This is a genomic window from Kitasatospora sp. NPDC057015 (assembly GCF_042673745.1).
GTDB lineage: Bacteria > Actinomycetota > Actinomycetes > Streptomycetales > Streptomycetaceae > Kitasatospora.
This window is the reverse complement of sequence record NZ_JBHUSG010000013.1, coordinates 165,548-189,629: the sequence shown is the minus strand read 5'-3', so window position 1 is coordinate 189,629 and position 24,082 is coordinate 165,548. Positions and strand designations below refer to the sequence as shown.

Here is a 24,082-nt window from a genome sequence, read left to right as displayed (position 1 = left end):
CCGCTGGAGCGCATGATGCGCGACGCCAAGATCACCCAGATCTACGAAGGCACCAACCAGATCCAGCGCATCGTCATGGCCCGCAACCTCCCCTAACCCCCACCACCCCCACGCACGCAGCAGACAGATGCGACAGACGCCGAGGGCGCCCCACCAGGGGCGCCCTCCTGCCGATGAGCCGGGCCGGACCTGATCGGCTCCGGGGGCGGACCGCAGCCCCGGACGTGCCGAATCCGCCGGGCCGCGGGATGCTGGTGATCACGCCGTCGGTCGGCGGCGCGACGGCGGTCGCGGGGCGCCCCGCCCGCCGGACAAGGCAGCGCACCGGCACCGCCCGGCACCTCGACGCCTCGGGCGGTGCGGCTGAAGGACCGGAGGACATCGTGTTCCAACTGCTCTGGATTCTCCTGATCGGGTTCATCCTCGGCGTACTGGCCAAACTGCTGCTGCGCGGCCCCCAGTCCATCCCCTGGTGGCTGACGATGCTCCTCGGCGCGGGCGGCGCCCTGCTCGGCAACGCGGTCGCCGGCTGGATCGGCGTCGCGCACACCTCGGGCATCGACTGGACCCGCCACGCGCTGCAGATCGGCTTCGCGGTGCTGCTGGTCGCGGTGGTGGCACCGGCCTGGGGCCGCCGGGGCGTCAGCCGCTGACGCCGTCCCGGCCCCGCCCGCACCGACCGCGCAGTCCTACCCCGCGCTCCCCGCCCTGCCCCCGCCCCCCGGTCTCGGGGGACGGGGGCGGGGCGCCGACCGGTGCGGCACCGTCACGGCAGAGCCGGGGAGCAGCGCCGTTCGACGATCGCCCGGACCTCCTCCACGCTCCCGGCGGCCAGGGCCTCACGGGCGGCCTCGGCACAGGCCTCGGCGTCGAGCCGGCGGATCCGGGCCCGGATCTCGTCCAGGGCGGCCGGTGCAGCCGACAGGACGTCGCAGCCGAGGCCGACCAGCAGCGGCAGCACCACGGGGTGGGCCGCGGCGTCCCCGCAGAGCGACACCTGGCGGCGGTACCGGTGGCCCGCCTCCACCACGCGTCCGATCGCCCGCAGCACCGCGGGGTGCGCGGCCAGCACGGGCCCGGCGGCCGGGTCGCGGCGGTCGAGCCCCAGGATCTGGCCGGTGAGGTCGTTGCTGCCGATCGAGAGGAAGGCCGCCTCCCGGGCGAGTTCGGCGGCGCGGGCGACGGCCTCCGGGAGTTCGACCATCGCGCCGAGCGGCGGGACGGGCACACCGAGGGCGTCCGCCGTCTCCCGCAGGATCTCCCGGCAGGCCCGCAGTTCCTCGGGGGCGGCGACCATCGGGATCATGATCCGCAGGTCGGTGCCGGCGCCGGCGGTGAGCACCGCCCGGAACTGCGCGGCGAAGGCGTCGGGGCGGGCGAGCATCAGCGGCAGGCCCCGCCCGAGCCGGCCGCCGTCCCGGGCCGCCCCCGCGAGGAAGGGCGGCAGCTTGTCGTCCGCGAAATCCAGGGTCCGGACGGTGACCGGACGCCCGGCGAGCTCGCGCAGGACGGGCGCCAGCGCGGCGGTGTGCTGCTCCGCCGTGGGCCAGCGCGGGGCCTCCAGGAAGGGCAGTTCGGTGCGGAGCAGGCCGATCCCGTCGGCTCCGGCCAGAAGGGCGGCTTCGGCCTGCGCCGCGGTGGCCACGTTGGCGCGCAGGATGACGGTGTGCCGGTCGAGCGTCTCGCAGGGCAGGTGCCGCTCGGCGGCGAGCGCCGCCCGCCGGGCGCAGGCCGCGTCCGTCGCGGCGAGGGCCCGGGCGCGCTCCGGCCCGGCCGGGTGGACGGTGATCCGGGCCCGGTCGCCGTCGACGATCGCCTCGGCTCCGTCCGGCAGGTCCAGCACCGCGGGGTCGAGACCGAGCAGGAGCGGGATGCCGAGCGAGCGGGCGACGATCGCCGCGTGCGAGCCCGGCCCGCCGGTCACGGAGACGGCGCCGACCACGTCGCCGCCCGGTTCGAGCAGGTCGGCCGCGCCGACCTCGTGGGCGACCAGGACCAGCGGCCCCTCGGGCCGGGCGAGGCCGGCGCCGTCCAGCCAGGCGAGGGCGCGGCGCCCGACCTGGCGGATGTCGGCGGCCCGCTCGGCCAGTACCGGGTCCGCCAGCGCACCGATGACCGCGGCGTACTCCTCGACGGCCTCCCGGACGGCGGTGTCCGCCGGGGCTCCGCGGCCGGCCCGGCGGGTGGCGGAGGCCCGCAGGTCCTGGTCCCGGGCGAGGTAGCCGCCGACCTCCAGCAGGTCGGCCTGCTCGATCCGGCCCTCGGCCCGCAGCGACGCGGCGAGCCGCTCCAGGTGCTCCGCGACCGCCTCGAAGGCGGCCTCGGCCGCCCGGGCGGCCCGGCCGGGGTCGGCCGGCCCGCCCGGGTCGGCGGACTCACCGGGACGGTACGGGCAGGCCCCGACCACAGCCTCGCCCGGCCGCGGCACCGCCGGTGGACGGTCCGTGCGGTGCACGGTGCCGACCGCGATGCCGGCCGACGCGGCCTGCCCGGTGAAGGCCTGACGGGTCATCGGGCGGCCGCCGCCTCGGCCAGTGCGCCGAAGAGCAGGGCGGTGGAGGTGGCGCCCGGGTCCTGGTGTCCGATGCTGCGCGGGCCGAGGTAGGAGGCCCGGCCCTTGCGGGCCTGCAGCGGCACGGTGGCGCGCGCGCCCTCCTCGGCGGCGACCGCGGCGCGGGCCGCCGCCGCGGCGAGGTCCCCGCCGGCGCGCAGCTCCTCCTCGAAGGCGTCCAGCGCGGGGAGGAACGCGTCGACCATCGTCTTGTCCCCGGGGGCGGCCGCGCCGAGCTCCCGTACGGCGTCGAGCCCGGCGCGCAGCGCGGTGAGCAGCTCGGCGGCGTCCGGGTCCGCCGCGGGCAGGGCCTGGCCGGTCGCCCGGAAGGCGGTGCCGTACAGCGGGCCCGAGGCCCCGCCGACGCTGGAGATCAGGGTGGTGCCGACCTCGACCAGCAACTGGCCCACGGACTCGGGCCGGTAGGAGGTCTGCGCGGCGAGGACGGCGGTGAGGCCGCGGTGCATGTTCGCCCCGTGGTCGGCGTCCCCGATGGCCGAGTCCAGCTGGGTGAGGCGCTCCTGGTGCGCGTCCACAGCGGCGGCGAGGGCCTCTACCCAGTGCCTCGCGAGGGCGATGTCCATCAGGGGGTCTCCTTCGTGCTGGTTCGGCTCGGTGCCGGGGGTGGGCGGCAGGGTCGGCAGCGTGCTGCGCGGTCGGCACGGGAGTGCCGGGGCGGGGTGGGGGGGTGGACACGCCCGGCCGGTGGTGGGGGCACCGGCCGGGCGTGCCCGGTCTCAGGTGCCCCAGCGCAGGGCGGGCGTGTCCACGGGGGCGTCCCACAGCGCGAGCAGTCGCTCGTCGGCCCGGCAGACGGTGATCGAGGCGCCGGCCATGTCCAGGCTGGTGACGTAGTTGCCGACCAGGCTGCGGGCGATGGTGACGCCGCGGGCCGCGAGTTGGGTGCTCACCTCGTTGAACAGCACGTAGAGCTCGATCAGCGGGGTGGCGCCGAGTCCGTTGACCAGCACGATCGCGCGGTCCGTGCCGCCGAGCACCGGCTCGGCGAGGACGGCCTCCAGCGCCTGCGCGACGATCTGACGGGCCGTGCCCAGCTTCTCGCGGCGCCGGCCCGGCTCGCCGTGGATGCCGACGCCGACCTCCATCTCGTCCTCGGGGAGTTCGAAGCCGGGCCTGCCGGCCGCCGGGGTGGTGCAGGCGGTGAGGGCGACGGCGAAGGAGCGGGACAGCTCGTTGACCCGGCGGGCGACGGCGGCCACCTCGTCGAGGCCGGCCCCCTGCTCGGCCAGCGCCCCGGCGATCCGCTCGACGAAGACGGTGGCGCCGGTGCCGCGGCGGCCCGCCGTCCAGGTGGAGTCCTGCACCGCGACGTCGTCGTCGACGAGGACGGTCCGCACCTCGACGCCCTTCTCGGCGGCGAGTTCGGCCGCCATCCGGAAGTTCAGCACGTCGCCGGTGTAGTTCTTGACGATCAGGACCACGCCCGCGCCCTGGTCCACGGCCGTGGCGGCGGCCAGCACCTGGTCCGGCACGGGGGAGGTGAAGATCTCGCCGGGGCAGGCGGCGTCGAGCATCCCGGTGCCGACGAAACCGCCGTGCAGCGGCTCGTGGCCGGAGCCGCCGCCGGAGACCAGGGCGACCTTCCCGACGCGGACGGGCCCGGCCCGCCGGATCACGCGCGCCGCCCGGTCGACGTGGAGCTTCGGGTGGGCGGCGGCGAGTCCGGCGAGCGCGTCACCGAGCACGGACTCCGGGGTGTTGAGGAACTTCTTCACGACGGCACTCCTTCGGCGCCGGCGGCGCACCGGACCGGCGCGGTGCTCCGCGCGGCGGCCGGACAGCGGTTCGACCCGCGGTTCAGCGGGCGGCGCCCGGGGCCGGCCTGCGGGCACCGGCCGGCGGAGGGTGCGTCAGCGCGCTTCCGCGAGGCCACGCGCACCGATCCGACGCTGCCGGGGGCCGGCGCCACCGGGCCGGCGAGATCGGCGAACGGCCATGGGGGCAGGGGGATTTCGGACATGCGTACGCCTGCGGCCCGCGCGGGGCACAGGGCGGTCACCTCCTCCGCGGAAGCGGATCGGAAGGGGGTCGGGCCCTGGCCGGGGAATGGTGAGCACACTCAGGAAACCCGTTCGTCATACCTGAAACGTGTTCGGAACTTAAGCCCGCGTACGACGGGTGTCAAGGGGTTGGCTCCACACTCCGTCGGCCACCGCTCCACGCACGGTGGCAGCACCCGGCGAAGGAGGGCCGCCGGCGACCACCGGACCGCCCCCGGGCCGACCCCCGCACGGTCGGTTTCGGACGCCCTCGGGTCCGCCGGAATCGGGCCCGCGGTCCGCCGGGATCAGGCCCGCGGTCGGTCAGGACCAGGGCCCGCGGTCGGTCAGGACCAGGGCCCGCGGTCGGTCAGGACCCGGCCTGCCAGGGGGCGCCGCGTCCCGCGCCGAGCTCCCGCGACAGGTTCCTGGCCACCTCGCGCACCGCCACGGCGTGCTTCTGGCGGACCGCGTCGTCGGCGAGCAGGCGCTCGACCGGGCCGACCACGCCGATCGCGCCGACCGCCTCGCCGGAGCGGTCGAAGACCGCCGAGGCGATGCCCGCGTCGCCCAGCGCCGCCTCCTGCTCCTCCAGCGCGTACCCGATGCCGCGCACCTCCTCCAACTGCGCTCCGAGCGCGGCCGGATCGGTGATGCTGCGACCCGTCAGCCGGACCAGTTCGCCGGCCAGCAGTTCGGCCCGCTGCTGCGGTGGCTGGAAGGCGACCACCGCCTTGCCGAGTGCGCAGGTGTGCCACGGGATGCTGGCCCCGACCTCCAGGATCTGCACCGCGCCCTCCGGCCGGAAGGCGTGGTGGACCACCAGGACGTGGTCACCGGCGAGCACCGCGACCCAGACCGCCTCGCCCGTACCGGTCGCCAGCGCGTCGGCCCAGGTGACCGAGCGGGTACGGAGCTCCTGGGTGTCCAGGTAGGAGTTCCCGAGCTGGAGCAGGCCGGGGCCCAGCAGGTACTTCCCGGTCTCCCGGTCCTGCCGCACCAGCCCCTCGGCCTCCAGGGTGCGCAGCAGGGCGTGCACGGTCGGCTTGGCGATGCCGATCCGGTCGGCCAGCTCGGTCACACCCAGCCGCGGTCCGGCCGTCGACAACTCCCGGAGGACGCGTACCGCCCGCTGGACGGACTGCACCATGAGGGTTTACCTGCTTTCGGTATTGCAGAACACTGTTCCAAAATCTAGCATCTCGCCCATGAGGCAAACTGTCGGCATCGTACTCGTGTCCCACAGTCCCGGACTGGCCCTCGGACTCCGCGACCTGCTCGCACAGATCGGCTCCGCCGACGTCCCCGTGATCGCCGCCGGCGGCACTCGGGACGGCGGCATCGGCACCAGCTACGACCTCGTCCGCGAAGCCCTCGACCGGGCGGACCACGGCGCGGGCGTGGTCCTCCTGCCCGACCTGGGCAGCTCGGTACTGACGGCCCGCGCCGTCCTGGCGGACCATCCGCACCCGGGAGTCCTGCTGGTCGACGCCCCCTTCGTCGAAGGCGCGGTCGCCGCCGCCGTCACCGCCTCGGCCGGAGCCGACCTGCGGGCCGTCGCCGGAGCGGCCGAGGAGGCCCGCGATGTCCGGAAGTTCTGAGACCGCGCCCGTCGCGCGGGCCGCCACCCGGTCGGCCGAGGCGACCGTCCTCCTGCCCGCCCACCTGCACGCCCGGCCGGCCGGGGCGCTGGCCCGGACGGCGGCGGGTTTTCGCAGCACCGTACGGGTCGAGTACGCGGGACGGTCGGTCAGCCCGACCGGCATCCTCGCGGTGATGGGGCTGGGCGCCACCCGGGGCACCGAGATCACCGTCCGGGCGGAGGGCGAGGACGCGGCCGCGGCCGTCGAGGCCCTGGCCCGCGTCCTCACCGAGGCCGAGTAGCCGAGCCGTCGAGTAGCCGAGCCGTCCAGCGGTCGAGCCGTCGAGCGGTCGAGCGGTCGAGCGGTCGAGCGACTGGGCAGCTGAGCGGCGGGGGGCCGAGCAGCCCGGGACGCCGGAGAAACCCGGCGCGCGCCCGCCCGTTCAGCCCCGCCCGCTCAGCGACCGGCCCCGCCCGTTCAGCGACCGGCCGCGCCGCTCCGCAGCCGGGGCGTGTTCGGCGCGACCAAGTACGCCGGGCGGGTGGCCTGTTCATGGGCCCAGCGGGCCAGCGCGGTCACGTCGATCCCGTACGGCGCGGCCCGCTCGAAGGGGGCCAGTGCCTCGGCCGCTCTGGCCAGCAGCGCCCCGGAGCCGGCCGAGTTGCCGCGCGCGGCGTGCGTCAGGCCGACCGCGAACTGGGCGAGGCCGCGCCAGAGTTGGCGCTCGGAGGCCGGAGCGGCCTTCCACATGTCCTCCAGCACCTCGTGCGCGTGGAACGGCCGTCCGGCGTCGAGCAGGCGCTGGGCTTCGGCGAGCGCCTGCTCCGGCGTGCGCGGCACGCCCTCCTCCTGCCTGGTGACCCCGGCGGCGCCGTAGGGCAGCGGCCGCCCCAGGCCGTCCCGCGGCCGTGCGCTGCGGGCCCGGCCCTCCGCGTCCCGATCCCGATCGATCCGCTGGTCCCGGCCCGCGCCCTCGCCCACCGATTCAGTCATGCCCCGATTGTCCATCGAAGGCGCCGCTACGGGGAGCAAAACGACGAACACCGTCAGCGAACACCGGGGCGCGCACCGGCGGTTGCGAACGGGCGGAGAACCGTACCCGAACAGCGCGGGCGGCGCCCGAACGGCGTGAAAGGTACGAATCGCACGATACTGGGGCCATGGCTGAGAAACCCCTTCCGCCGAACGGCCCGTCGACCGTCACGGTCAAGGGCCGCGCGGTGCGGCTGCGCACGATCGGGATCGGGATCCTCGCGATACTCGCGATCTGGTTCATCGCCGCCAACACCGGCTCGGTTTCCATCCGGCTGTGGATCCCCACCGTCACGCTGCCACTCTGGGTGGTGCTGACCGTGACCCTGCTGGTCGGTCTGGTCATCGGCTGGTTCCTGGCGCGACGCCGGGCGAAACGCTGAACGGCCCGGCGCACCGCCACCCGGGGACGGGTGCCGCGGGCGACGAACGGCCCGTCCGCCGCCCGGCGCCGGGCGGCGGACGGGCCTAGAATCCGAGTATGGGAGAGCGCGCAGGCGCGCCCGTCGCGCCGCCACTGGTCCTGGCCACCGAGACCGACTCACAGCTGATCGCGCCGAGCCGGTCGTACCACGTCGGACGGGACCCCACCAGCGAGATCGTCCTGGACGACCCTCGGGTGTCCTGGCACCACGCCGTGCTGCGGACGGACGACGGCCACTGGCTGCTGGAGGACGTCGGCAGCACCAACGGCACCTTCGCCGAGGGTCACCGGGTCCGCCAATGGGGCATCGAGCCCGGCAGTCTGGTGCGCTTCGGCAACCCCACCGACGGCCCCTCCGCCGCCTTCAGCGGCCTGCCCGAACCCACCGTGTACGAGCGGCCGTCCCTGGTCGCCCCCGAGGCCTCCGGGGTGTTCCGGCAGCCGACCAGCGTCCGCCCGCTGCCCGCCCGGACCATCCGGATCGGCCGCGCCGACGACAACGACCTGGTCCTCGACGACCTGGTGGTCTCCCGTCACCACGCGGAGCTGCGGGCCCTGCCCGACGGCCGCTACGAGATCGCCGACCTGGGCAGCCACAACGGCACCTTCCTCAACGGAGGCCCGGTGACCGCGGCCACCGTCGGCCCGGCGGACATCATCGGGATCGGGCACTCGGCCTTCTGCCTGCAGGGCGGCGAGCTGGTCGAGTACACCGACACCGGCTCGATCTCGCTGGACGTCCAGGGCCTGACCGTGCGGGTCGGCAAGGAGCAGCGGGTGCTGCTGGAGAACGTCAGCTTCCCGGTCGGCGAGAAGACCCTGGTGGCGGTCGCCGGGCCGAGCGGCGCCGGCAAGTCCACCCTGCTCAACGCCCTCACCGGGCTGCGCCCGGCCGACGACGGGACCGTCCTGTACGACGGCCGGGACCTCTACCGGGACTACGCGGAACTGCGCCAGCGGATCGGCCTGGTACCGCAGGACGACATCCTGCACACCCAGCTGTCGGTGCGCCGCGCCCTGCGCTACGCGGCCGAATTACGCTTCCCCGGCGACACCGCGAAGGCCGAGCGCGAGGCCCGGGTCACCGAGGTGATCCACGAGCTCGGCCTGGACAAGCGCGCCGACCAGGTGATCTCCAGCCTCTCCGGCGGCCAGCGCAAGCGCGTCAGCGTGGCGCTGGAACTGCTCACCAAGCCCTCGCTGCTCTTCCTGGACGAGCCGACCTCCGGGCTCGACCCGGGCATGGACCGCTCGGTGATGCAGATGCTGCGCGGTCTGGCGGACGACGGCCGGACGGTGGTCGTGGTCACCCACAGCGTGCTCAGCCTGGACGTCTGCGACCGCCTGCTGGTGCTCGCCCCGGGTGGGCGCACCGCCTACTACGGACCGCCGCAGGAGGCGCTGGCCTTCTTCGGCTACGACGAGTGGCCGCAGGCCTTCGAGGCGTTCGAGAGCGACGACGACCGGGCGTGGGCCAGCCGTTTCCGGGAGTCCTCCCGGTACGGCGAGTACATCGCCTCCGCGGTCGAACGGCCCGCCGGGCCGGCCCGGCCCGCGCAGCCGCCGGTCGGGCCGGTCAAGGCACAGAGCTGGGGATCGCAGCTGAGCACCCTGGTCCGCAGGTACTCCTCGGTGCTCGCCGCCGACCGGATGTTCCTGATCATCATGGTGGCGCTGCCCTTCATCGTGGGCGCGATGTGCCGCGCGATGGCGGGCTCCATGCTGACCTCGGAGAACGCGCTCAACTGCCTGCTCACGCTCTGCATCGGCGGGGTGCTCACCGGCTCCGCCAACGCCGTCCGTGAAGTGATCAAGGAGACGGCGATCTACCGCCGAGAACGGGTGGTGGGCCTGTCCCGGTCCGCCTACCTCGTCTCCAAGATCGTGGTGCTCGGTGTGATCACGGTGGTGCAGGCGGCCGTCCTCACCACGGTCGGGCTGGTCGGGGTCGACCTGAGCGTGGCGGTGAGCAGCGGCCTGTACTTCGACCCGCTGATCGAGATCACCCTCGCCGTCGCCCTGCTCTCCTTCACCGCGATGATGCTCGGCCTGCTCATCTCCTCCCTGGTGACCAAGGAGGAGGCCACCATGCCGATGCTGGTGCTGCTCTCGGTCGTCCAGATCGTGTTCAGCGGCGCCATGCTCCGACTGCACGGCGTGCCCGGCCTGGAGCAGTTCGCCTGGCTGGTGCCCTCCCGCTGGGGCCTCGGCGCGATGGCCGCGACCATCGACCTGCACCGGATCCTGCCGACCAACCTCACCGCGGACCCGCTGTTCCGCCACACCTCCTCGGTCTGGCTCACCTGCATGGGGATGCTGGTGGCCCTCTCGCTGGCGCTGGCCGTCGCGATCTCCCTGCTGCTGCGCAGGCACGAGCCCGCGATCATGCGGAAATAGCGCGGCCGGGCGGTGCCGAGTGGCGGGCGGGCCCCGTGATGGATAGGACCGAGGTATGAACGAGTTCGCGTTCCGTCCCACCCACGTGGCCCCGCAGGACGGAATGCCGACCTGGACGGCTCCGGACCCCTCGCACCCGTCGGCCCGGCTGGACCCGCTGCTCCCCGTCCAGCTGCTCGACCGGCAGGGCGACTGGAGCCGGATCGTCTGCTCGAACGGCTGGTCCGCCTGGGTGGACGGCCGGCTGCTGATCAGCCTGCCCGTCGAGCCCGGCACCGCCGCCGGACCGCTCAGCCGGACGGCCGACCCCCGCCCCATGCTGGCCGAGACGGAGCGCGCGCTGGGCCGGCACCGGGAGCTGCTGGAGGACCTCGCCGCCGGGCGCGTCGACCTGGAGACCTTCGGCCTGCGGGCCCAGGGGCCGCGGGTGGGCGTACTGCTGGACGGCGAGGCGCTCTGGCTCTACGACCCGGTGCACGACCGGTGGTGCTACTGCGACGGCCTGCAGCTCCAGACCTACGCCGCCGGCCATCCCGCCGACCCCGCCGCCTCGGCCACGCCCCCGCCCGAATCCACTCCCGCGCCCAGTCCCACTCCCGCGCCCACACCAACTCCTGCACCCGAACCCGCACCCGCACCCGCACCCGCGAGGGCGCCGGAGCCCGCCCCCGGGACGACGCCCGCTGGCCCGCCCGCGCCCGGCAGCGCCCCCGGCCGGCCGGCCGGCTACGAACCGACCCGGACGGGTGACTGGTGAACGCCGCCGCCGGACCGCAGCCCGACCCGCCGACCGAGCGGGTGCCGGAGCACACCACCGAGCCCTCGCCCGGCCTGCCCTCCGGCATGGTGGGCCGCCGGATCGCCGGGTACGAGCTGGAGCGGGAGAGCGGCCGGGGCGGCATGGCCGTGGTCTACCGCGCCAAGGACCTGCGGCTGGGCCGGACGGTCGCGGTCAAGCTGCTGGCGCCCGAACTGGCCCGGAACGAGGTGTTCCGCCAGCGCTTCATCCACGAGTCCCAGGTCGCGGCCGCCATCGACCACCCGCACATCATCCCGGTCTTCGAGGCCGGCGAGGCGGACGGGATCCTCTACATCGCGATGCGCTTCGTGCCCGGCCGGGACCTGCGCACCCTGCTCAACCGCGACGGGCCGCTGGCGGCCGAGCAGACCGTCCGGATGGCGGCGCAGGTGGCCTCCGCCCTGGACGCCGCGCACGACCACGAGCTGGTCCACCGGGACGTCAAGCCGGGCAACATCCTGGTGGCCGCCGGGACGGACAGCGAGCACCCCGAACACCTCTACCTGGCCGACTTCGGGCTCACCAAGAAGTCGCTCTCGCTCAGCGGGCTGACCACCGTCGGCCAGATCGTCGGCACCCTCGACTACGCCGCGCCGGAGCAGATCTCCGGGCGGCCGGTGGACGGCCGCTGCGACCTCTACAGCCTGGGCTGCGTGGTGTTCGAGATGCTGGCCGGCGCACCGCCGTTCCGGCGGGAGGACGACGTCGCCCTGCTCTGGGCTCACCTCAACGAGCCGCCGCCCGCCCTCACCCCCTACCGCCCCGACCTGCCGCCGGCCGTGGACGCCGTCCTGGCCGGGGCCCTCGCCAAGGCGCCCGAGGACCGGTACGAGAGCTGTCTGCGCTTCGTCGCGGAGCTGCGCGGAGCCGTGTCCGGCGTGCCCGCGGAGGCCGGCCGCTGGCAGTCCGCCGGGCCGCCGACCGCGGTGGTGCCCGCCGTCGTCGCGGGCGGCTCCGGCGGCGGGATGCCCCCGGCGCCGGCCGCGCCGCCCACCCCGCCCGCCTGGGCACTGCCGGTGTTCGCCCCCGGCGCGGCGCGGCCCGACGGTCAGCACTGATCCGGGCCGTCGTCACCGCTCGAACCGCCGTCACCGCTCGGACCGCGCACGCGCGGCGCCGCGTCAGCCGTCCTGTCCGCCGGGCGCCGGGACTTCGCCCCGCCGCCGCACCCGGCTCGCCAGGAGCGCGCCCAGCGCTCCCGCCAGCAGCCCCCACCCCGCCGCCAGCGGCACCCCCCACCAGTACGGCTGCAACGACAGCGACCCGTTGCCCAGGCTCTGGGCCGCGGAGCCGCCCAGCACCGAGCCGAGCAGCCCGCCAAGCCCGTCGTCCTGCGGATTCACCCCCAGCACCGCCAGGCCGTACGAGGCGGAGACCCGCGACAGCACGCCGATCAGCAGCATGGTGACCGCGAGCGCCAGGCCCATCCGGACGGCGTGCTGCCAGAGCGGGACGCCCTCGGGCGAGCGGTGCGCCATCAGGAACCCGGCCGCCAGGAGCAGCACGGCGGCCAGCACCGTGAGCCACCAGATCCGCCCGTCGTACCCGGCGAGCGAGGCCACGCTCACCGTCACCTCCCGGCCGTCCGGCGTCCGCAGGACGTCGGCCAGCACCTGCGGCATCGGCAGGCCGATCGCGCCGGTGAGGTGGCCGTGCCACTGGGCGCCGAGGCCGAGCCCGAAGGCCGGCCAGGCCAGGTTCGGGACGGCCAGCAGCACCACCGCGAGGGTCTCGCCCGCGTTCCCGTGGACCAGCGCGGTGACCACACCGACCACCACCCCCAGCACCGCGTACACGAGCAGCACCACCAGCATCGCGAAGGCCGCCGGCCGGACGGCGTACTGGTACGGCAGCAGGGCGCGCGGCAGCGGTGCGCGCCTGGACACCGCGAACGCCACCGCCAGCACCACCAGCAGCCAGAGCAGACCGAAGCCCAGCGTGCGCGGGACGTCCGCGTGGAACCCGACCTCGGGGGTCAGGCCGAGCACACCGCCGATGGTGCCGATCAGGTCGCCGCCGAGCTCGACGACGAAGGTGTGCCGGGCGACCGAGACGATCACGGCCAGCGCCGCCAGCCACAGCACCACCACCCGGGCGATCCGCCCGAGCAGCTCCCGGCCGGGCGCCACGGCCCGGAAGCGGAGCTGACGCAGGAACACCTCGACCATCACCAGCGCGCCGGCCAGCCCGACCGAGAGCGGCATCACCGTGATGCCGGCGTCCACCTTGGCGAAGAAGCCGGCGCCGCCGTCGATCCGCACACTGCCGCCGACCGCCAGGGCCAGCGTCGCGGCCAGCACGGACGGGAACGATCCCTGCGGGAGCGAACCGGCGTGGGCGAGCAGCAGTCCCAAGGCGGCGAGGGCCGTCATGGCCACGAGCCCGGCGAGCACCACCGCCAGGGCGTCCAGCCAGCCGCGCAGCAGGCCGGGGGCGCCCGGCCGCCCGGGCGCGGGCGGCACGCCGGGCGCAGGCTCCGGGCCGGGCCGGTGCTCCTGGTGCATGCGTGCTCCTGACGTCCTGGGGCTGGTCGAGGTCCCGGTGTCCTCGGCGCTGGTGAGGTCCGGACGGTCGGGCCCTGCCGGCGACGCCGCGAGCCCGGTGGGCCGGTCCGGCGGCGGGGGTGCCGCGCCACCCGTCCACCCGCTCCTCCAGGGTCGCCCAGGTCGGGCGGGCCCGCCGCCCGCCATGGGCCGTCCGCAGCCGACGGACGCCGTTCCGGGGCCCGCCGTACTCCGTTCGGCCGCCACCGCTTGCGCCGGCCGCCGACCCGGCCGCGGCGGGTCCGGTCTGCCCCGTCAACTCCGGCTGCTGTTGCGGGAGGTGGCGAACCGGGGCAGAAAGGACGGGACATCAGCCTGGCGGCGGGCCTCCCCCGGCCGCCGCCGGAACGGAGACCCGATGAGTTCCCCACCGCAATCCGGCCCGCCGTCCGGGCCGCCCTCCGGGCCGCTCTCCGGGTCCTCGTCCGGCGCGGGCTCCGGCCCGCCGCCCTCGCCGCCGAGCGGCCCGCCGTCCGGGCGGCCCTCCCCCGGGTGGCGGAACTGGCGGCGGCTGGCACCGATCGTGGGGACGGCCGTCCTGGCGCTGGTGGCGGGACTGCTGATCGTCACTCACCAGAGCGGGAGCAGCAGCCCGGCCACGAAGGAGGTCGCCCTGCAGACGCCGGTGGACTCGGGTGACGCCCCGTTCACGGAGTCGGTGGCCACCGAGACGGGGCCCGCGGAGTCCGCGCCGGCCGGCTCCGCGGCCGGCTCGCCGGCGGCGCCGTCCGGCACCACCGGGATCCGCAGCGTGCAGGGTTCGGCCACCGGGCTATACGGGGGCACGATGAAGAAGCCGGCCTGCGACACCGAACGGCTCATCGGCCAGATCTCCACCGGCGACAAGGGCAAGGCCTGGGCCGCCGTCGAGGGGATCGAGCAGGGGGCGATCCCCTCGTACCTGCGCTCGCTCACCTCGGTGGTGCTGCGGACGGACACCCGGGTGACCAACCACAACTTCAAGAACGGCACCGCCGTCGCCTACCAGGCCGTGCTGCAGGCGGGCACCGCCGTGCTGGTGGACTCCCAGGGCGTGCCGCGGGTGCGCTGCGCCTGCGGGAACCCGCTGCTGCCGCCCGTGCTGTCGTCGGGCAAGGTCTCGTACACCGGGCAGGCCTGGTCGGGCTTCCAGCCGTCGACGCTGGTGGTGGTCACGCCCGCGCCGGCGCCGGTGACCGAGATCGTGCTGGTGAACGTCACCACCGGCACCTGGTTCGCCCGCCAGACGGGGCACCCGGTCACGGTCGACAAGCCCGTCGCGGCGCCGAGCGAGCCGCTCGCCCCCGGCGTCCCCGCGGCCACGTCACCGGCTGCCACCGCCTCGGCCTCCTCCGGGTCGGCGTCGGCCTCGACCAGCCCGTCCGGCTCCGCCTCGGCGTCCGCCTCGGGCTCGTCCTCGCCGTCCTCCGGGTCGTCCTCGGCCAGCTCCTCGGCCTCGAAGCCGTCGAGCGGGTCGCCGTCCTCCGGGTCCTCGTCCTCGGCCACGAAGTCCTCACCGCCGGCGACCACCTCGCCGTCCGCCTCGCACGCGTCCTCCTCCACCGCGAGCGCGACCGGCTCCTCCGGCTCGGCCGGGGCGAGCTCGGTCGGCCCGGCGACGGGGACGGCGACCGCGACGGGGACGTCCACGGCCGCCTCCACGGCGACCACGGCGTCCGTCGAGGCATCGGACTCGACCGCCCCGTCACCGCCGCCGGCCCTCACGCCGGTCTCGGTGGAGTTCTGACCCGGCCGGCCCCGGGTCCGTCCCGCCGCAGGCCGGCGCGACGGACCCGGGGCCGGCGGGCGGCGGGCGGCGGGCGGGGCCGGGAGGTGCCAAGCTGGAGAAGCCGGACCATTTCGCTTCGAAGGGGATGACTTCCCATGGCCGAGCATCCGCACGTCGCACTCGTCCGCAGGGGCTACGAGGCGTTCTCCCGCGGGGACATGCAGACGCTGTCCGAGATCATCGCGAAGGACGCCACCCACCACGTCCCGGGCACCCACACGCTGGCCGGCGACTACAAGGGGCTGGAGGCCGTCCTCGGCTACTACCAGCAGCTCGGCGCCCAGACCGCCGGCTCGTTCCGGGTCGAACTGCAGCACCTGTTCGTCGACGGCCGGGGGCACGTGATGTCGGTGCACCGCGCCACCGCCGTTCGCGGCCGGCAGGCCCTGGACGCCATGGGCGGCATCATGTTCCGGATCGTCGGTGACAAGGTCACGGATCTGGACGAGTGCGTGGACGACCTGGACGTCGCCGACGAGTTCTGGGCGTAGGGAGTCCGGCGCCCCGCCGGCCGCCCCGCACGGTCGGCCCCCGCCCGGTCGAACCGGGCACAGTCGGCCGCACACAGTCGACCTCCGCACGGTCGAACCGGAACGCCCACCCGGCCACCCGTGGCGCGGCGTGCGCGACGGGGTGGCCGGGTGGGCGGTGGTGGCGGCGCCGGGGTCGGTGCGGCTACTTGACGACGACGGCGGCGGCGAGCTTGGAGAGCGGCTCGGCCAGCGCGTTGACCGCGTCCGAGAACGCCTTGCGCTCGGCCTCGGTCACCTTGTCGTACGAGGTGTAGCTGGCGTCGGCCTGCTTGTACTTCGCCAACAGCGCCTGCAGCGCGGCGAACTCCCCGTCCAGGGTCTTGGACAGCTCCGCGTCCTTCTCCGCGGCCACCGGCTTCAGCAACTCGTAGGCGTACTTCGCGCCCTCCACGTTCGCCGCGAAGTCCGACAGGTCGGTGTGGCTGTAGCGGTCCTCCTCACCCGTCACCTTCCCCGTCGCGACCTCGTCCAGCAGCTCCTTCGCACCGTTCGCCATGCTCGTCGCGGTGATCTCCGCCGTCGCGACCTTCGACTGCCAGTCCTTCAGGTCCACCACCAGCTGGTCCGCCAGCTTCTTGTCCGCGTCGGTGATCGCACCGTCGGCCCACAGCGACTTCTCCAGCTTGTGCCAGCCCGTCCACTCCTGACCGGCCTCCAGACCGTCCTCACGGGTGTCCGTCTTCGGGTCGATGTCACCGAAGCTCTCCGCCACCGGCTCGGTCCGCTCCCAACCCACCCGCGACGCCGCGAACAGCGACTTCGCCTTCACCAGGTCACCGGCCTTCACCGCGTCCGCGAACTGCTGCACCACCGGGATCGTCGCGTCCGCCTGCTCCTGCGCGTACTTGCGGTACGAATCGACGGCCGCGGTCAACCGCGCATCCCCCGCACCGGCCGCCGCGGAGGCGTCACCCGTCACGGTGATCTTCTGACGGATCCCGTCACCCACCATCCCCGGCTTGCACGCGATCTCGTACTCGCCCGCCTTGATCTCCGCAGCGATCGTCGCCTTCGTCCCCGGACCGATGTTCTCCCGCTCGGTGACGATCTTGTCACCAGCCGCGTAGACGTACACCTCCGTCGACTTCGACCCCTTGTTGCTCACCTCGATGCTCACATGACCCGCCGGGAACGTCGTCCGCGACACCTCACACGCACTGTCCGACGCCGTCACCCGCACGGCATCCGCCGACACCTTGTCGTCCTTCTTCTGCGAGCAACCGGCCAGCACGGCAACCGCGACGGCGAGAGTGAGCAGCGAAGCTGCGGTCGAACGACGGGCGGACATGAAGGCTCCGAACGGCAGGTGGTGGACGAGGACGGGCCGAGATTAGGGCAAGAAAGCCTTACCTAACAATCCTTCGGACCGTCAGATATCGACCTCGCATCGAAGCGGCCACGTTTGACACCGCGGGCCGCCCGCCAGGTGGTCCCGAGTTGACCGGAGTGTCGATAAATAGGTAAGCCTTACCTGACTTTCTGTGAACCACCTGGGAGGCGTCTGTGCCCGCTCTGCCTTCGGAGCCGTCGGTGTCCGTACTTCGCCCGTCCGCGAGGACCACCGGCGACCCCGCCCGCCCGCTGGGCCTGCACGACGCCTGGTGGACGGTGGCCGCGGCCTCCCTGATGGCCTGTGCGGGCCTCGCGGCCTGCACCTGGATCGCCGCCCACGTCGAGGCGGACCCCGCGCTCCACACCACGGCCCTCTTCGTCCACCTCGCCTCCCTGGTGCTCGGCTTCGGCGCCGTCCTGGTCGCCGACTACTACGGCATGCTCTGGATGACCCGGCGCTGCTCCCTCCGGGAGACCCTCGGCGCCACCTCGCGCCTGCACACGCCGATCTGGGCCGGACTCGCCGGGCTGGTCGTCAGCGGGATGATGCTCCACCCCGACCTGAGCTCCCCGATCACCCGGACCAAGCTGGTGCTGGTGGTGGTGCTCACGGTCAACGGCCTGCAGGCCGGACTCCTCAACAAGCGGATGACCGAGCACCCCGTCACCGCCCCGGTCACCGGCCGCCTGCTGGCCTGGGGCGCCGGCACCGCACTCGTCTCGCAGATCTGCTGGTGGGGCGCCGTGGTGATCGGGTTCCGCAACAGCCAGGGCTGAACCGGCCCCGACCGGGCCCCTGACGGGCCGGCCCTCGAGGGCTACTCGCCGATGTCCTCGTACCAGAGCTCGGGGCGGGCCGCGACGAACCCGCGCATCAGCGCGGCGCACTCCTCGTCGTCCAGCACCGTCACCCGGACCCCGTGCTCGGCCAGCCAGTCGTGCCCGCCCCGGAAGGTACGGGCCTCCCCCACCAGGACCCGGCCGATCCCGAACTGGCGCACCAGGCCGCTGCAGTACCAGCAGGGCGAGAGCGTGGTCACCATGGTCGTCGGACCGTAGCCGCGCAGCCGGCCCGCCGCGCGGAAGGCCGCCGTCTCGGCGTGCACGGACGGATCACCGTCCTGGACGCGCCGGTTGCGCCCTCTGCCGAGCAGCACCCCGTCAGGGCCGAAGAGCGCCGCGCCGACCGGGATGCCGCCCTCGGCCAGGCCGAGCCGGGCCTCCTCCAGCGCCACCGCGAGCATGGCCGCGTCGTCCGTCGTCATCCCCCCACTGTCCCGAGGCCCGCCCGCCGGGCGCAAGCCGCCGCACCCGGCTTTCGCGTCCCCCGCCGCGGCGCCGGGCGTTGGAGCGCGACCGCCACAGGTCAGAGCGCGACGGGCAGCCGGGGCAGCTGGCCCTGCTGGAGCCAGGCGTCGAAGAGGGCCTCCAGCGGGCGGGCGGTGTAGCGCCGGGCGTGCGCGGTGAAGTCCGCGGTGCCGACGACGCCGTGGCGGTGTATCACCGCCCAGTCCTTCACCATCCGGAAGAACGGCTCCTCGCCGAGCTCGCAGCGCAGCGCGTGCACGGTCAGGCCGCCGCGCTCGTAGAGCCGGTCGTCGAACATCAGCTTCTTGCCGGGGTCGGCCAGCCGCAGGTCCTGCGGCAGGGCCGCCAGCTTGGCGTGCGCCACGGCGGCGTGCTGCGCGGCCGTACGGCCGCCCGAGCGCTCCGCCCAGAGCCACTCGGCGTACTTGGCGAAACCCTCGTTGAGCCAGATGTGCCGCCAGTCGGAGATCGTGACGCTGTTGCCGAACCACTGGTGGGCCAGTTCGTGGGCGACCAGCCGCTCGGAGCCGCGGATCCCGTCCAGGTGGTTGGTGCCGAAGGTGGCCACCCCCTGCGCCTCGACCGGGACGTCCAGCTCCTCGTCGGCGATGACCACCGCGTACTCGCCGAACGGGTACGGCCCGAACAGCTCCTCGAAGAGGTGCATCATCTGCGGCTGGCGGCCGAAGTCGTGGGCGAACCGGGGCATCAGCCGGGTCGGCAGGTACGCGGTCTGGGACACCCGGCGCAGCGGCGCGGCGTCCGCGGCCGGGTCGGTGACCCGCAGCGTCTCGTACTGGCCGATCGAGACCGTCACCAGGTAGCTGGAGGTGGGCGCCGCCTGCTCGTAGACCCAGGTGGTGCTGGACGCCCGGGTGGTCCGGGTGAGCAGCCGGCCGCCGACGACCACCGTGTAGGGCGAGGGCGTGGTGATGGACACCTGGTACGAGGCCTTGTCCGCGGGCCGGTCGTTGCACGGGTACCAGGACGGCGCGCCGACGGGCTGGCTGGCGACCAGCGCGCCGTCGGTCAGCTCCTCCCAGCCCAGGCCGCCCCACTGGCTGCGGACCGGCTTGGGGTTGCCGGTGTAGTGCACCTCGACCGTGAAGGCTGCGCCGGCCGCGAGGGCCTTGGCGGGGCGGATCCGCAGCTTGCCCGCCCGGTGGGTGTAGTGCGCGGCGCGCCCGTCCACCAGGATCCGTCCGATCCGGAACTCGGCCAGGTCGAGTGCGAACTCCCGCAGCGGCTCGCCGCCCGCCACCGCACTGAGCCTGGCCATGCCGCCGAGCCGGTTGGGGCCGGGCCGGTAGTCCAGCGCCAGCTCGTAGCGGTGGACCCGGTACCGGGCGTCGCCGTGTCCCGGGAAGTAGGTGTCCACGCCGGGGGCGGGCAGCTGCTTGGGACTCACCGGTTCGTACACTCCCTGCGATCTCTGACCTGCGATGTGCGATGTTCCGTGCGCCGCGTCCACTGGGTCGCGTCCTGAGAGGGTACGGCCCGCCGCGGCGGTGCGGCGGGCCGGCGTGGTCGGGCCGTACGTGGTCGGGCCCGGGTCCGGGCGGGCGAAGGCACCCGACACCCGACCCGAGTGGTGCCGGCCGCGCTGGCCGCCCGCTGGGGCGGCCGCCCGGGCCCGTCCGACGATTCCCGCCGCGCGTGCGACGCGAGTCGTCGGACAGGCGCTAGGACTGCCAGGCCTCGATGGGGTTGCCCAGCCACCGGGAGTCCGGCGGAACGGACTCCGCACGCATCACCAGCGAGGCCGGCCCCAGCGTGCTGCGGGCCCCGACGGTGCTGCCGGGCAGGACGATGCCGCCAGGGCCGAGCGTGGCGCCCTCGCGAAGGATCACAGTATCCATCCGCATGATCCGGTCGTGGAAGAGGTGGGTCTGCACCACGCAGCCGCGGTTGATCGTGACCCCGTCGCCCAGGGTGACCAGGTCCGCCTCCGGCAGCCAGTAGCTCTCGCACCACACGCCCCGGCCGACCTTGGCCCCCAGGCCGCGCAGCCACAGGTTCAGCAGCGGCGTGCCCGGCACCGCCCCGATCAGCCACGGCACCGCCAGCACCTCCACGAAGGTGTCGGCGAGCTCGTTGCGCCAGACGAAGCCGCTCCACAGCGGGTGCTCCACCGCCCGGAACCGGCCGACCAGCAGCCACTTCGCGGCGATCGCCACCAGGCAGGCGAGCGTGCCGGCGCCCAGCAGCACCACGCCCGAGAGCAGGGCGGCCAGCGCCGGGGAGCCGGCCGCGGCGAGGGCGGCCAGCGCCGCGAGGGTCAGCACGCCCAACGCCGCGGAGGCCAGCACCGGCACCAGCCGGCAGACCTCGACCAGGCCGCGCGCCCACAGCAGCCGGGCCGGCGGGTCGTAGGTCAGGCTCTGGTCGCCGGAGTCGGCCGAGCGCGGCAGCCGCATCGGCGGCATGCCCAGGTAGGAGCTGCCCTTCTTGGCCTTCTTCGGGGTCGCGGACAGCACGCCCACCAGACCGCGGTCCGGGACGGCCCGGCCCGGCGCCGTCATCCCCGAGTTGCCGAGGAAGGCCCGCTCGCCGATCTCCGCCTCGCCCAGCCGCAGCCAGCCGCCACCCAGCTCGTACGGCGCGATCAGGGTGTCGTCGGCCAGGAAGGCGCCGTCGCCGACGGTGGTCAGGCTGGGCAGCGCCAGCACGGTCGACACCTCGGCCCCGCTGCCGACCTTCATGCCCAGGGCCCGCAGCCAGAGCGGGGTGATCAGGCCGGCGTACAGCGGGAAGAGCGTCTCGCGGGCGAGGTCCATCAGCTGGCTGACCGTCCAGGCCTGCCAGCCGATCCGGCCGTGCAGCGGGTGGTGGCCGGGGCGCAGGCCGAGGCTCAGCAGCCGGACGGCGGCCACCAGCAGCACCGCGTAGGTCGCGCCGAAGGCCAGGGTGGCGGGGAGCAGTGCGACCAGCGCGCCGCGCAGGGCGGCGGCGAGACCGTCGTCCGGCTGCACGAAGCGGCTGACCACCGCGAGGGCGGCCAGCGCCGACAGCATCGGGAGCAGGCTCAGACCGAGGCCGCTCGCCCCGTAGGCGGCGGCCCAGCGGGCCCGGCGCGGCGGGCGCTGCTTCGGCCAGTTCCGGTCCGCCTTGCCGTGCTTCACGGCCGGAGCTCCGCCCCAGCGCTGGCCGGTCGGAATCTGGCCGGTCACCCCCGAGCCGGGCGCGACCTCGGCCCGCTTGCCGACCCGCGAGCCGGGGAAGAGCGTGCTGCGGGTGCCGACCACGGCGCCCGAGCCGATCCGCACCGGGCCGACCTCCAGGCGGTCGCCGTCCACCCAGTAGCCCGACAGGTCGACCTCGGCCTCGACGGCGCAGCCCTTGCCGAGCCGGAGCATGCCGGTCACCGGCGGCAGCGAGTGCAGGTCGGTCTCGGACGCGATCCGGGCGCCCAGCGCCCGGCCGTAGCGGACCAGCCAGGCACCGGACAGCGCGGTCGCCCCGCTCTGCTCGGCCAGCCGCTCGGCCGCCCACAGCCGCAGGTGGACGCTGCCGCCCCGCGGGTAACTGCCGGCGCGCAGGCCCCTGAGCAGCAGGCGGGCGCCGCCCGCCGCGACGGCGATCCGGCCGGGCGGGCTGAACAGCAGCAGGGCGCCCGCGCCGACCACCCACCAGGAGGCGGTCGGCGCCCACGCGTAGCCGCCGAACCAGTTGAGGACGTTGCCGAGCGCGAGCAGCGCGGTCGTCCAGCGCAGTCCGACCAGCGTGAACAGCGGCAGCATCAGCAGCAGCTGCAGGGCCTGCGCCCGGGCCGGGACAGGAGCGATCGTCCGGACGGCGCCGTCGCCCTGCGCGGAGCGCTCCAGGTGGCGGGCCAGCTTGCGCAGCACGGGCTGCTGGTAGATGTCGAGCACCGCGGCGGCGGGGTAGCGGCCGCGCAGCAGGGTGGTGAGCTGGGCGGCCGCCAGGCTGGACCCGCCGATCGCGAAGAAGTCGTCCTGGGCGCCGGTGACCTGCACGCCGAGGATCTCGCTCCACTGCTCGGCCAGCCAGGCCTCGGTGCCGTAGAGCTGCTCGCTCGGGCCGCCGGTGTCCAGCTCGGGCAGCGGCCAGGGCAGCGCGGCCCGGTCCACCTTGCCGGAGGTCCGGGTGGGCAGCGAGTCGACCGGGGCGAGCAGCGGCACCAGGGCCGCCGGCAGCTCGGCGCGCAGCCGCTCGACGGCCGCCGCGTGGTCCCAGCCGTCCTGGGTGACGAGGTAGCCGACCAGCAGCTGGTTGCCGCCCCGGGCGGTGCGAACGGCGGCGGCGGCGCCGGCCACGCCCGGCAGCGCCTGCAGGGCGGCGTCCACCTCACCGAGCTCGATCCGGCGCCCGCCGAGCTTGATCTGCTCGTCGGCCCGGCCGAGGAACAGCAGGCCCTCGGGCTCGGCCTGGACGAGGTCCCCGCTGCGGTAGGCGCGCTCCCAGCCGAGCGACTTCAGCGGCGCGTACTTCTCGGCGTCCTTCTCCGGGTCGAGGTAGCGGGCCAGGCCGACCCCGCCGATGACCAGCTGTCCGGCGGCGCCCATCGGGACGGGGTCGCCGGCCTCGTCGACCACGGCCAGCTCCCAGCCGTCGAGCGGCAGGCCGATCCGTACCGGGCCGTCGCCGGTGAGCAGCGAGGCGCAGGCGACCACGGTCGCCTCGGTCGGGCCGTAGGTGTTCCAGACCTCGCGGCCCTCGGTGACCAGCCGCTGGACGAGCTCGGGCGGGCAGGCCTCGCCGCCGAAGATCAGCAGACGGACCTCGATCAGCGCCTCGGCCGGCCAGAGCGCGGCAAGCGTGGGGACGGTGGAGACCACGGTGATCTCCTGCTCGGCGAGCCACGGGCCGAGGTCGGCGCCGCTGCGCACCTGGGAGCGCGGCACCGGGACGAGGCAGGCGCCGTAGCGCCAGGCCAGCCACATCTCCTCGCAGGAGGCGTCGAAGGCGACGGAGAGCCCGGCCATCACGCGGTCGCCCGGGCCGATCGGCTCGTCCTGGAGGAAGAGCGCGGCCTCGGCGTCGACGAAGGCGGCGGCGTTGCGGTGGGTGACGGCGACGCCCTTGGGCTTGCCGGTCGAGCCGGAGGTGAAGATGATCCAGGCGTCGTCCCCGGGGCCGGGGCGGCCGGGCTCGGCGGGCGCCGCGGGGCTGTCCGGTGCGGTGCGGGTGATGCTGCGCCCGGCGCCCAGGACGGCGGTCACGGCCGCCTCGCCGAACACCAGGGCGGCGCGCTCGTCCGGGTCCTCGGCGTCCACCGGGACGTAGGCGGCGCCGGCGGCGAGCACCCCGAGGATGCAGACGTAGAGGTCGTTGGTGCCGGAGGGGACGCGCACGCCGACCCGGTCGCCGACGCCGACGCCGGCCGCCGCGAGCCGCCGGCGCAGGGTCTCGACCTCGGCGGCGAGCGCCCGGTAGGTGAGGGCCGTGCGGCCGTCGTCCAGGGCCGGTTCGTTCGGGTACGCCCGGACGGTGGCGTCCAGCAGGTCCACCAGGGTCCGCACCGCCGGGGCCGGGCGGCCGGGGAACAGCGCGAGCGGGCCGTCGGCCGGCCCGGGCGCCTCGGCCGGCACGAGCTCCTGCGGGGCGGGGGGCGGGACCGCCACGCCCGGCATCACCAACTCCTGCGTGCTCAGAGTCTGCGTGCTCAGGGTCTGTGTGCTCAGGCCCTGCATGCTCAGGGTCTGCCCGCTCAGGTTCTTCGCACCGGCGCCGGCCGTACCGGGGCCCGATGCGTTCGGGCCCGGCGAGCCCGGGCTCCGGGTGCCCGGGCTCCGGGTGCTCGAACTCCGGGTGCTCGAACTCTGCGGCGTGAGACTCTGCGTCATGAAAG

The 24,082-nt window shown here is 75.0% G+C and carries 23 protein-coding genes; 11 read left to right on the top strand and 12 right to left on the bottom strand.

What is annotated here, in order from left to right:
- Positions 1–96 (top strand): acyl-CoA dehydrogenase family protein (locus tag ACFTWP_RS16055; RefSeq protein WP_360021341.1); only part of this gene is annotated, 96 nt, incomplete at its 5' end.
- 158 nt (positions 97–254) lie between these two features.
- Positions 255–653 (top strand): GlsB/YeaQ/YmgE family stress response membrane protein, encoded by a 399-nt coding sequence (locus ACFTWP_RS16050; RefSeq protein WP_380265140.1) that lies wholly within the window; start codon positions 255–257, stop codon positions 651–653.
- Between the two features lie 113 nt (positions 654–766).
- Here ACFTWP_RS16050 and ACFTWP_RS16045 read toward each other — a convergent pair whose 3' ends face one another.
- From ACFTWP_RS16045 to ACFTWP_RS16030, 4 genes are all read right to left on the bottom strand, one after another.
- Positions 767–2,512, bottom strand: coding sequence for a putative PEP-binding protein (locus ACFTWP_RS16045; protein WP_380265139.1), 1,746 nt, complete (start codon positions 2,510–2,512; stop codon positions 767–769).
- Positions 2,509–3,138 carry a dihydroxyacetone kinase subunit DhaL gene (dhaL, locus tag ACFTWP_RS16040; RefSeq protein WP_380265152.1) on the bottom strand — a complete coding sequence of 210 codons (630 nt, stop codon included), beginning with the start codon at positions 3,136–3,138 and terminating at the stop codon, positions 2,509–2,511. The genes ACFTWP_RS16045 and dhaL overlap by 4 nt, the downstream gene beginning before the upstream one ends.
- A 150-nt stretch (positions 3,139–3,288) precedes the next feature.
- Complete coding sequence (gene dhaK / locus ACFTWP_RS16035; protein ID WP_380265138.1) at positions 3,289–4,287, bottom strand: dihydroxyacetone kinase subunit DhaK; 999 nt, start codon at positions 4,285–4,287, stop codon at positions 3,289–3,291.
- A 634-nt stretch (positions 4,288–4,921) separates the two neighbouring features.
- A complete protein-coding gene (locus ACFTWP_RS16030) occupies positions 4,922–5,701 on the bottom strand; it encodes an IclR family transcriptional regulator (protein WP_380265137.1) in 780 nt (259 codons plus the stop codon).
- 58 nt (positions 5,702–5,759) lie between these two features.
- Here ACFTWP_RS16030 and dhaM point away from each other — a divergent pair, with 58 nt between their 5' ends.
- Together dhaM and ACFTWP_RS16020 are read left to right on the top strand one after the other, a co-directional pair.
- Positions 5,760–6,152 carry a dihydroxyacetone kinase phosphoryl donor subunit DhaM gene (dhaM, locus tag ACFTWP_RS16025; protein WP_380265136.1) on the top strand — a complete coding sequence of 131 codons (393 nt, stop codon included), beginning with the start codon at positions 5,760–5,762 and terminating at the stop codon, positions 6,150–6,152.
- Complete coding sequence (locus ACFTWP_RS16020; RefSeq protein ID WP_380265135.1) at positions 6,136–6,435, top strand: HPr family phosphocarrier protein; 300 nt, start codon at positions 6,136–6,138, stop codon at positions 6,433–6,435. The genes dhaM and ACFTWP_RS16020 overlap by 17 nt, the downstream gene beginning before the upstream one ends.
- A 176-nt stretch (positions 6,436–6,611) precedes the next feature.
- On the opposite strand, the gene ACFTWP_RS16015 is transcribed toward ACFTWP_RS16020, so the two are convergent.
- Positions 6,612–7,127, bottom strand: a complete 516-nt coding sequence (locus ACFTWP_RS16015) for a DUF309 domain-containing protein (protein ID WP_380265134.1) — start codon at positions 7,125–7,127, stop codon at positions 6,612–6,614.
- A gap of 167 nt (positions 7,128–7,294) precedes the next feature.
- Between ACFTWP_RS16015 and ACFTWP_RS16010 the strand changes: the two genes are divergently transcribed.
- The 4 genes from ACFTWP_RS16010 to ACFTWP_RS15995 all read left to right on the top strand — a co-directional run bounded on the left by ACFTWP_RS16010 (position 7,295) and on the right by ACFTWP_RS15995 (position 11,844).
- Positions 7,295–7,549, top strand: a complete 255-nt coding sequence (locus ACFTWP_RS16010; protein WP_380265133.1) for a LapA family protein — start codon at positions 7,295–7,297, stop codon at positions 7,547–7,549.
- Positions 7,550–7,647: 98 nt separating this feature from the next.
- Positions 7,648–9,987 carry an FHA domain-containing protein gene (locus ACFTWP_RS16005; RefSeq protein WP_380265132.1) on the top strand — a complete coding sequence of 780 codons (2,340 nt, stop codon included), beginning with the start codon at positions 7,648–7,650 and terminating at the stop codon, positions 9,985–9,987.
- 55 nt (positions 9,988–10,042) lie between these two features.
- The gene (locus ACFTWP_RS16000; protein WP_380265131.1) at positions 10,043–10,744 is read left to right on the top strand and encodes a hypothetical protein; all 702 of its coding nucleotides are present in this window, start codon (positions 10,043–10,045) and stop codon (positions 10,742–10,744) included.
- An 86-nt stretch (positions 10,745–10,830) separates the two neighbouring features.
- Positions 10,831–11,844 (top strand): serine/threonine-protein kinase, encoded by a 1,014-nt coding sequence (locus ACFTWP_RS15995; protein WP_380265151.1) that lies wholly within the window; start codon positions 10,831–10,833, stop codon positions 11,842–11,844.
- 63 nt (positions 11,845–11,907) lie between these two features.
- Here the strand turns inward: ACFTWP_RS15995 and ACFTWP_RS15990 are convergent, their stop codons facing one another.
- From ACFTWP_RS15990 to ACFTWP_RS15980, 3 genes are all read right to left on the bottom strand, one after another.
- The gene (locus tag ACFTWP_RS15990; protein ID WP_380265130.1) at positions 11,908–13,290 is read right to left on the bottom strand and encodes a streptophobe family protein; all 1,383 of its coding nucleotides are present in this window, start codon (positions 13,288–13,290) and stop codon (positions 11,908–11,910) included.
- Positions 13,291–13,584: 294 nt separating this feature from the next.
- The gene (locus tag ACFTWP_RS15985) at positions 13,585–13,899 is read right to left on the bottom strand and encodes a hypothetical protein (protein WP_380265129.1); all 315 of its coding nucleotides are present in this window, start codon (positions 13,897–13,899) and stop codon (positions 13,585–13,587) included.
- Entirely contained in the window at positions 13,900–14,151 is a 252-nt protein-coding gene (locus ACFTWP_RS15980) for a hypothetical protein (RefSeq protein ID WP_380265128.1), read from the bottom strand.
- On the opposite strand from ACFTWP_RS15980, the gene ACFTWP_RS15975 reads away from it, so the two are divergent.
- Complete coding sequence (locus ACFTWP_RS15975) at positions 14,117–15,055, top strand: DUF6777 domain-containing protein (RefSeq protein ID WP_380265127.1); 939 nt, start codon at positions 14,117–14,119, stop codon at positions 15,053–15,055. The genes ACFTWP_RS15980 and ACFTWP_RS15975 overlap by 35 nt on opposite strands.
- A 137-nt stretch (positions 15,056–15,192) precedes the next feature.
- On the top strand, positions 15,193–15,588 hold the full coding sequence (locus ACFTWP_RS15970) for a nuclear transport factor 2 family protein (protein WP_380265126.1): 396 nt from the start codon (positions 15,193–15,195) through the stop codon (positions 15,586–15,588).
- A gap of 184 nt (positions 15,589–15,772) precedes the next feature.
- Here ACFTWP_RS15970 and efeO read toward each other — a convergent pair whose 3' ends face one another.
- Positions 15,773–16,918: an iron uptake system protein EfeO gene (gene efeO, locus ACFTWP_RS15965; protein WP_380265125.1), complete on the bottom strand. Its 1,146-nt coding sequence runs from the start codon at positions 16,916–16,918 to the stop codon at positions 15,773–15,775.
- Between the two features lie 242 nt (positions 16,919–17,160).
- On the opposite strand from efeO, the gene ACFTWP_RS15960 reads away from it, so the two are divergent.
- The gene (locus ACFTWP_RS15960; RefSeq protein WP_380265124.1) at positions 17,161–17,739 is read left to right on the top strand and encodes a hypothetical protein; all 579 of its coding nucleotides are present in this window, start codon (positions 17,161–17,163) and stop codon (positions 17,737–17,739) included.
- 41 nt (positions 17,740–17,780) lie between these two features.
- Here ACFTWP_RS15960 and ACFTWP_RS15955 read toward each other — a convergent pair whose 3' ends face one another.
- The 3 genes from ACFTWP_RS15955 to ACFTWP_RS15945 all read right to left on the bottom strand — a co-directional run bounded on the left by ACFTWP_RS15955 (position 17,781) and on the right by ACFTWP_RS15945 (position 23,864).
- On the bottom strand, positions 17,781–18,227 hold the full coding sequence (locus ACFTWP_RS15955; protein ID WP_380265123.1) for a nucleoside deaminase: 447 nt from the start codon (positions 18,225–18,227) through the stop codon (positions 17,781–17,783).
- A gap of 101 nt (positions 18,228–18,328) precedes the next feature.
- Positions 18,329–19,678, bottom strand: coding sequence for a M1 family metallopeptidase (locus ACFTWP_RS15950; RefSeq protein WP_380265122.1), 1,350 nt, complete (start codon positions 19,676–19,678; stop codon positions 18,329–18,331).
- A 274-nt stretch (positions 19,679–19,952) separates the two neighbouring features.
- On the bottom strand, positions 19,953–23,864 hold the full coding sequence (locus ACFTWP_RS15945) for a Pls/PosA family non-ribosomal peptide synthetase (protein ID WP_380265150.1): 3,912 nt from the start codon (positions 23,862–23,864) through the stop codon (positions 19,953–19,955).
- Between the last annotated feature and the right edge of the window lie 218 nt (positions 23,865–24,082).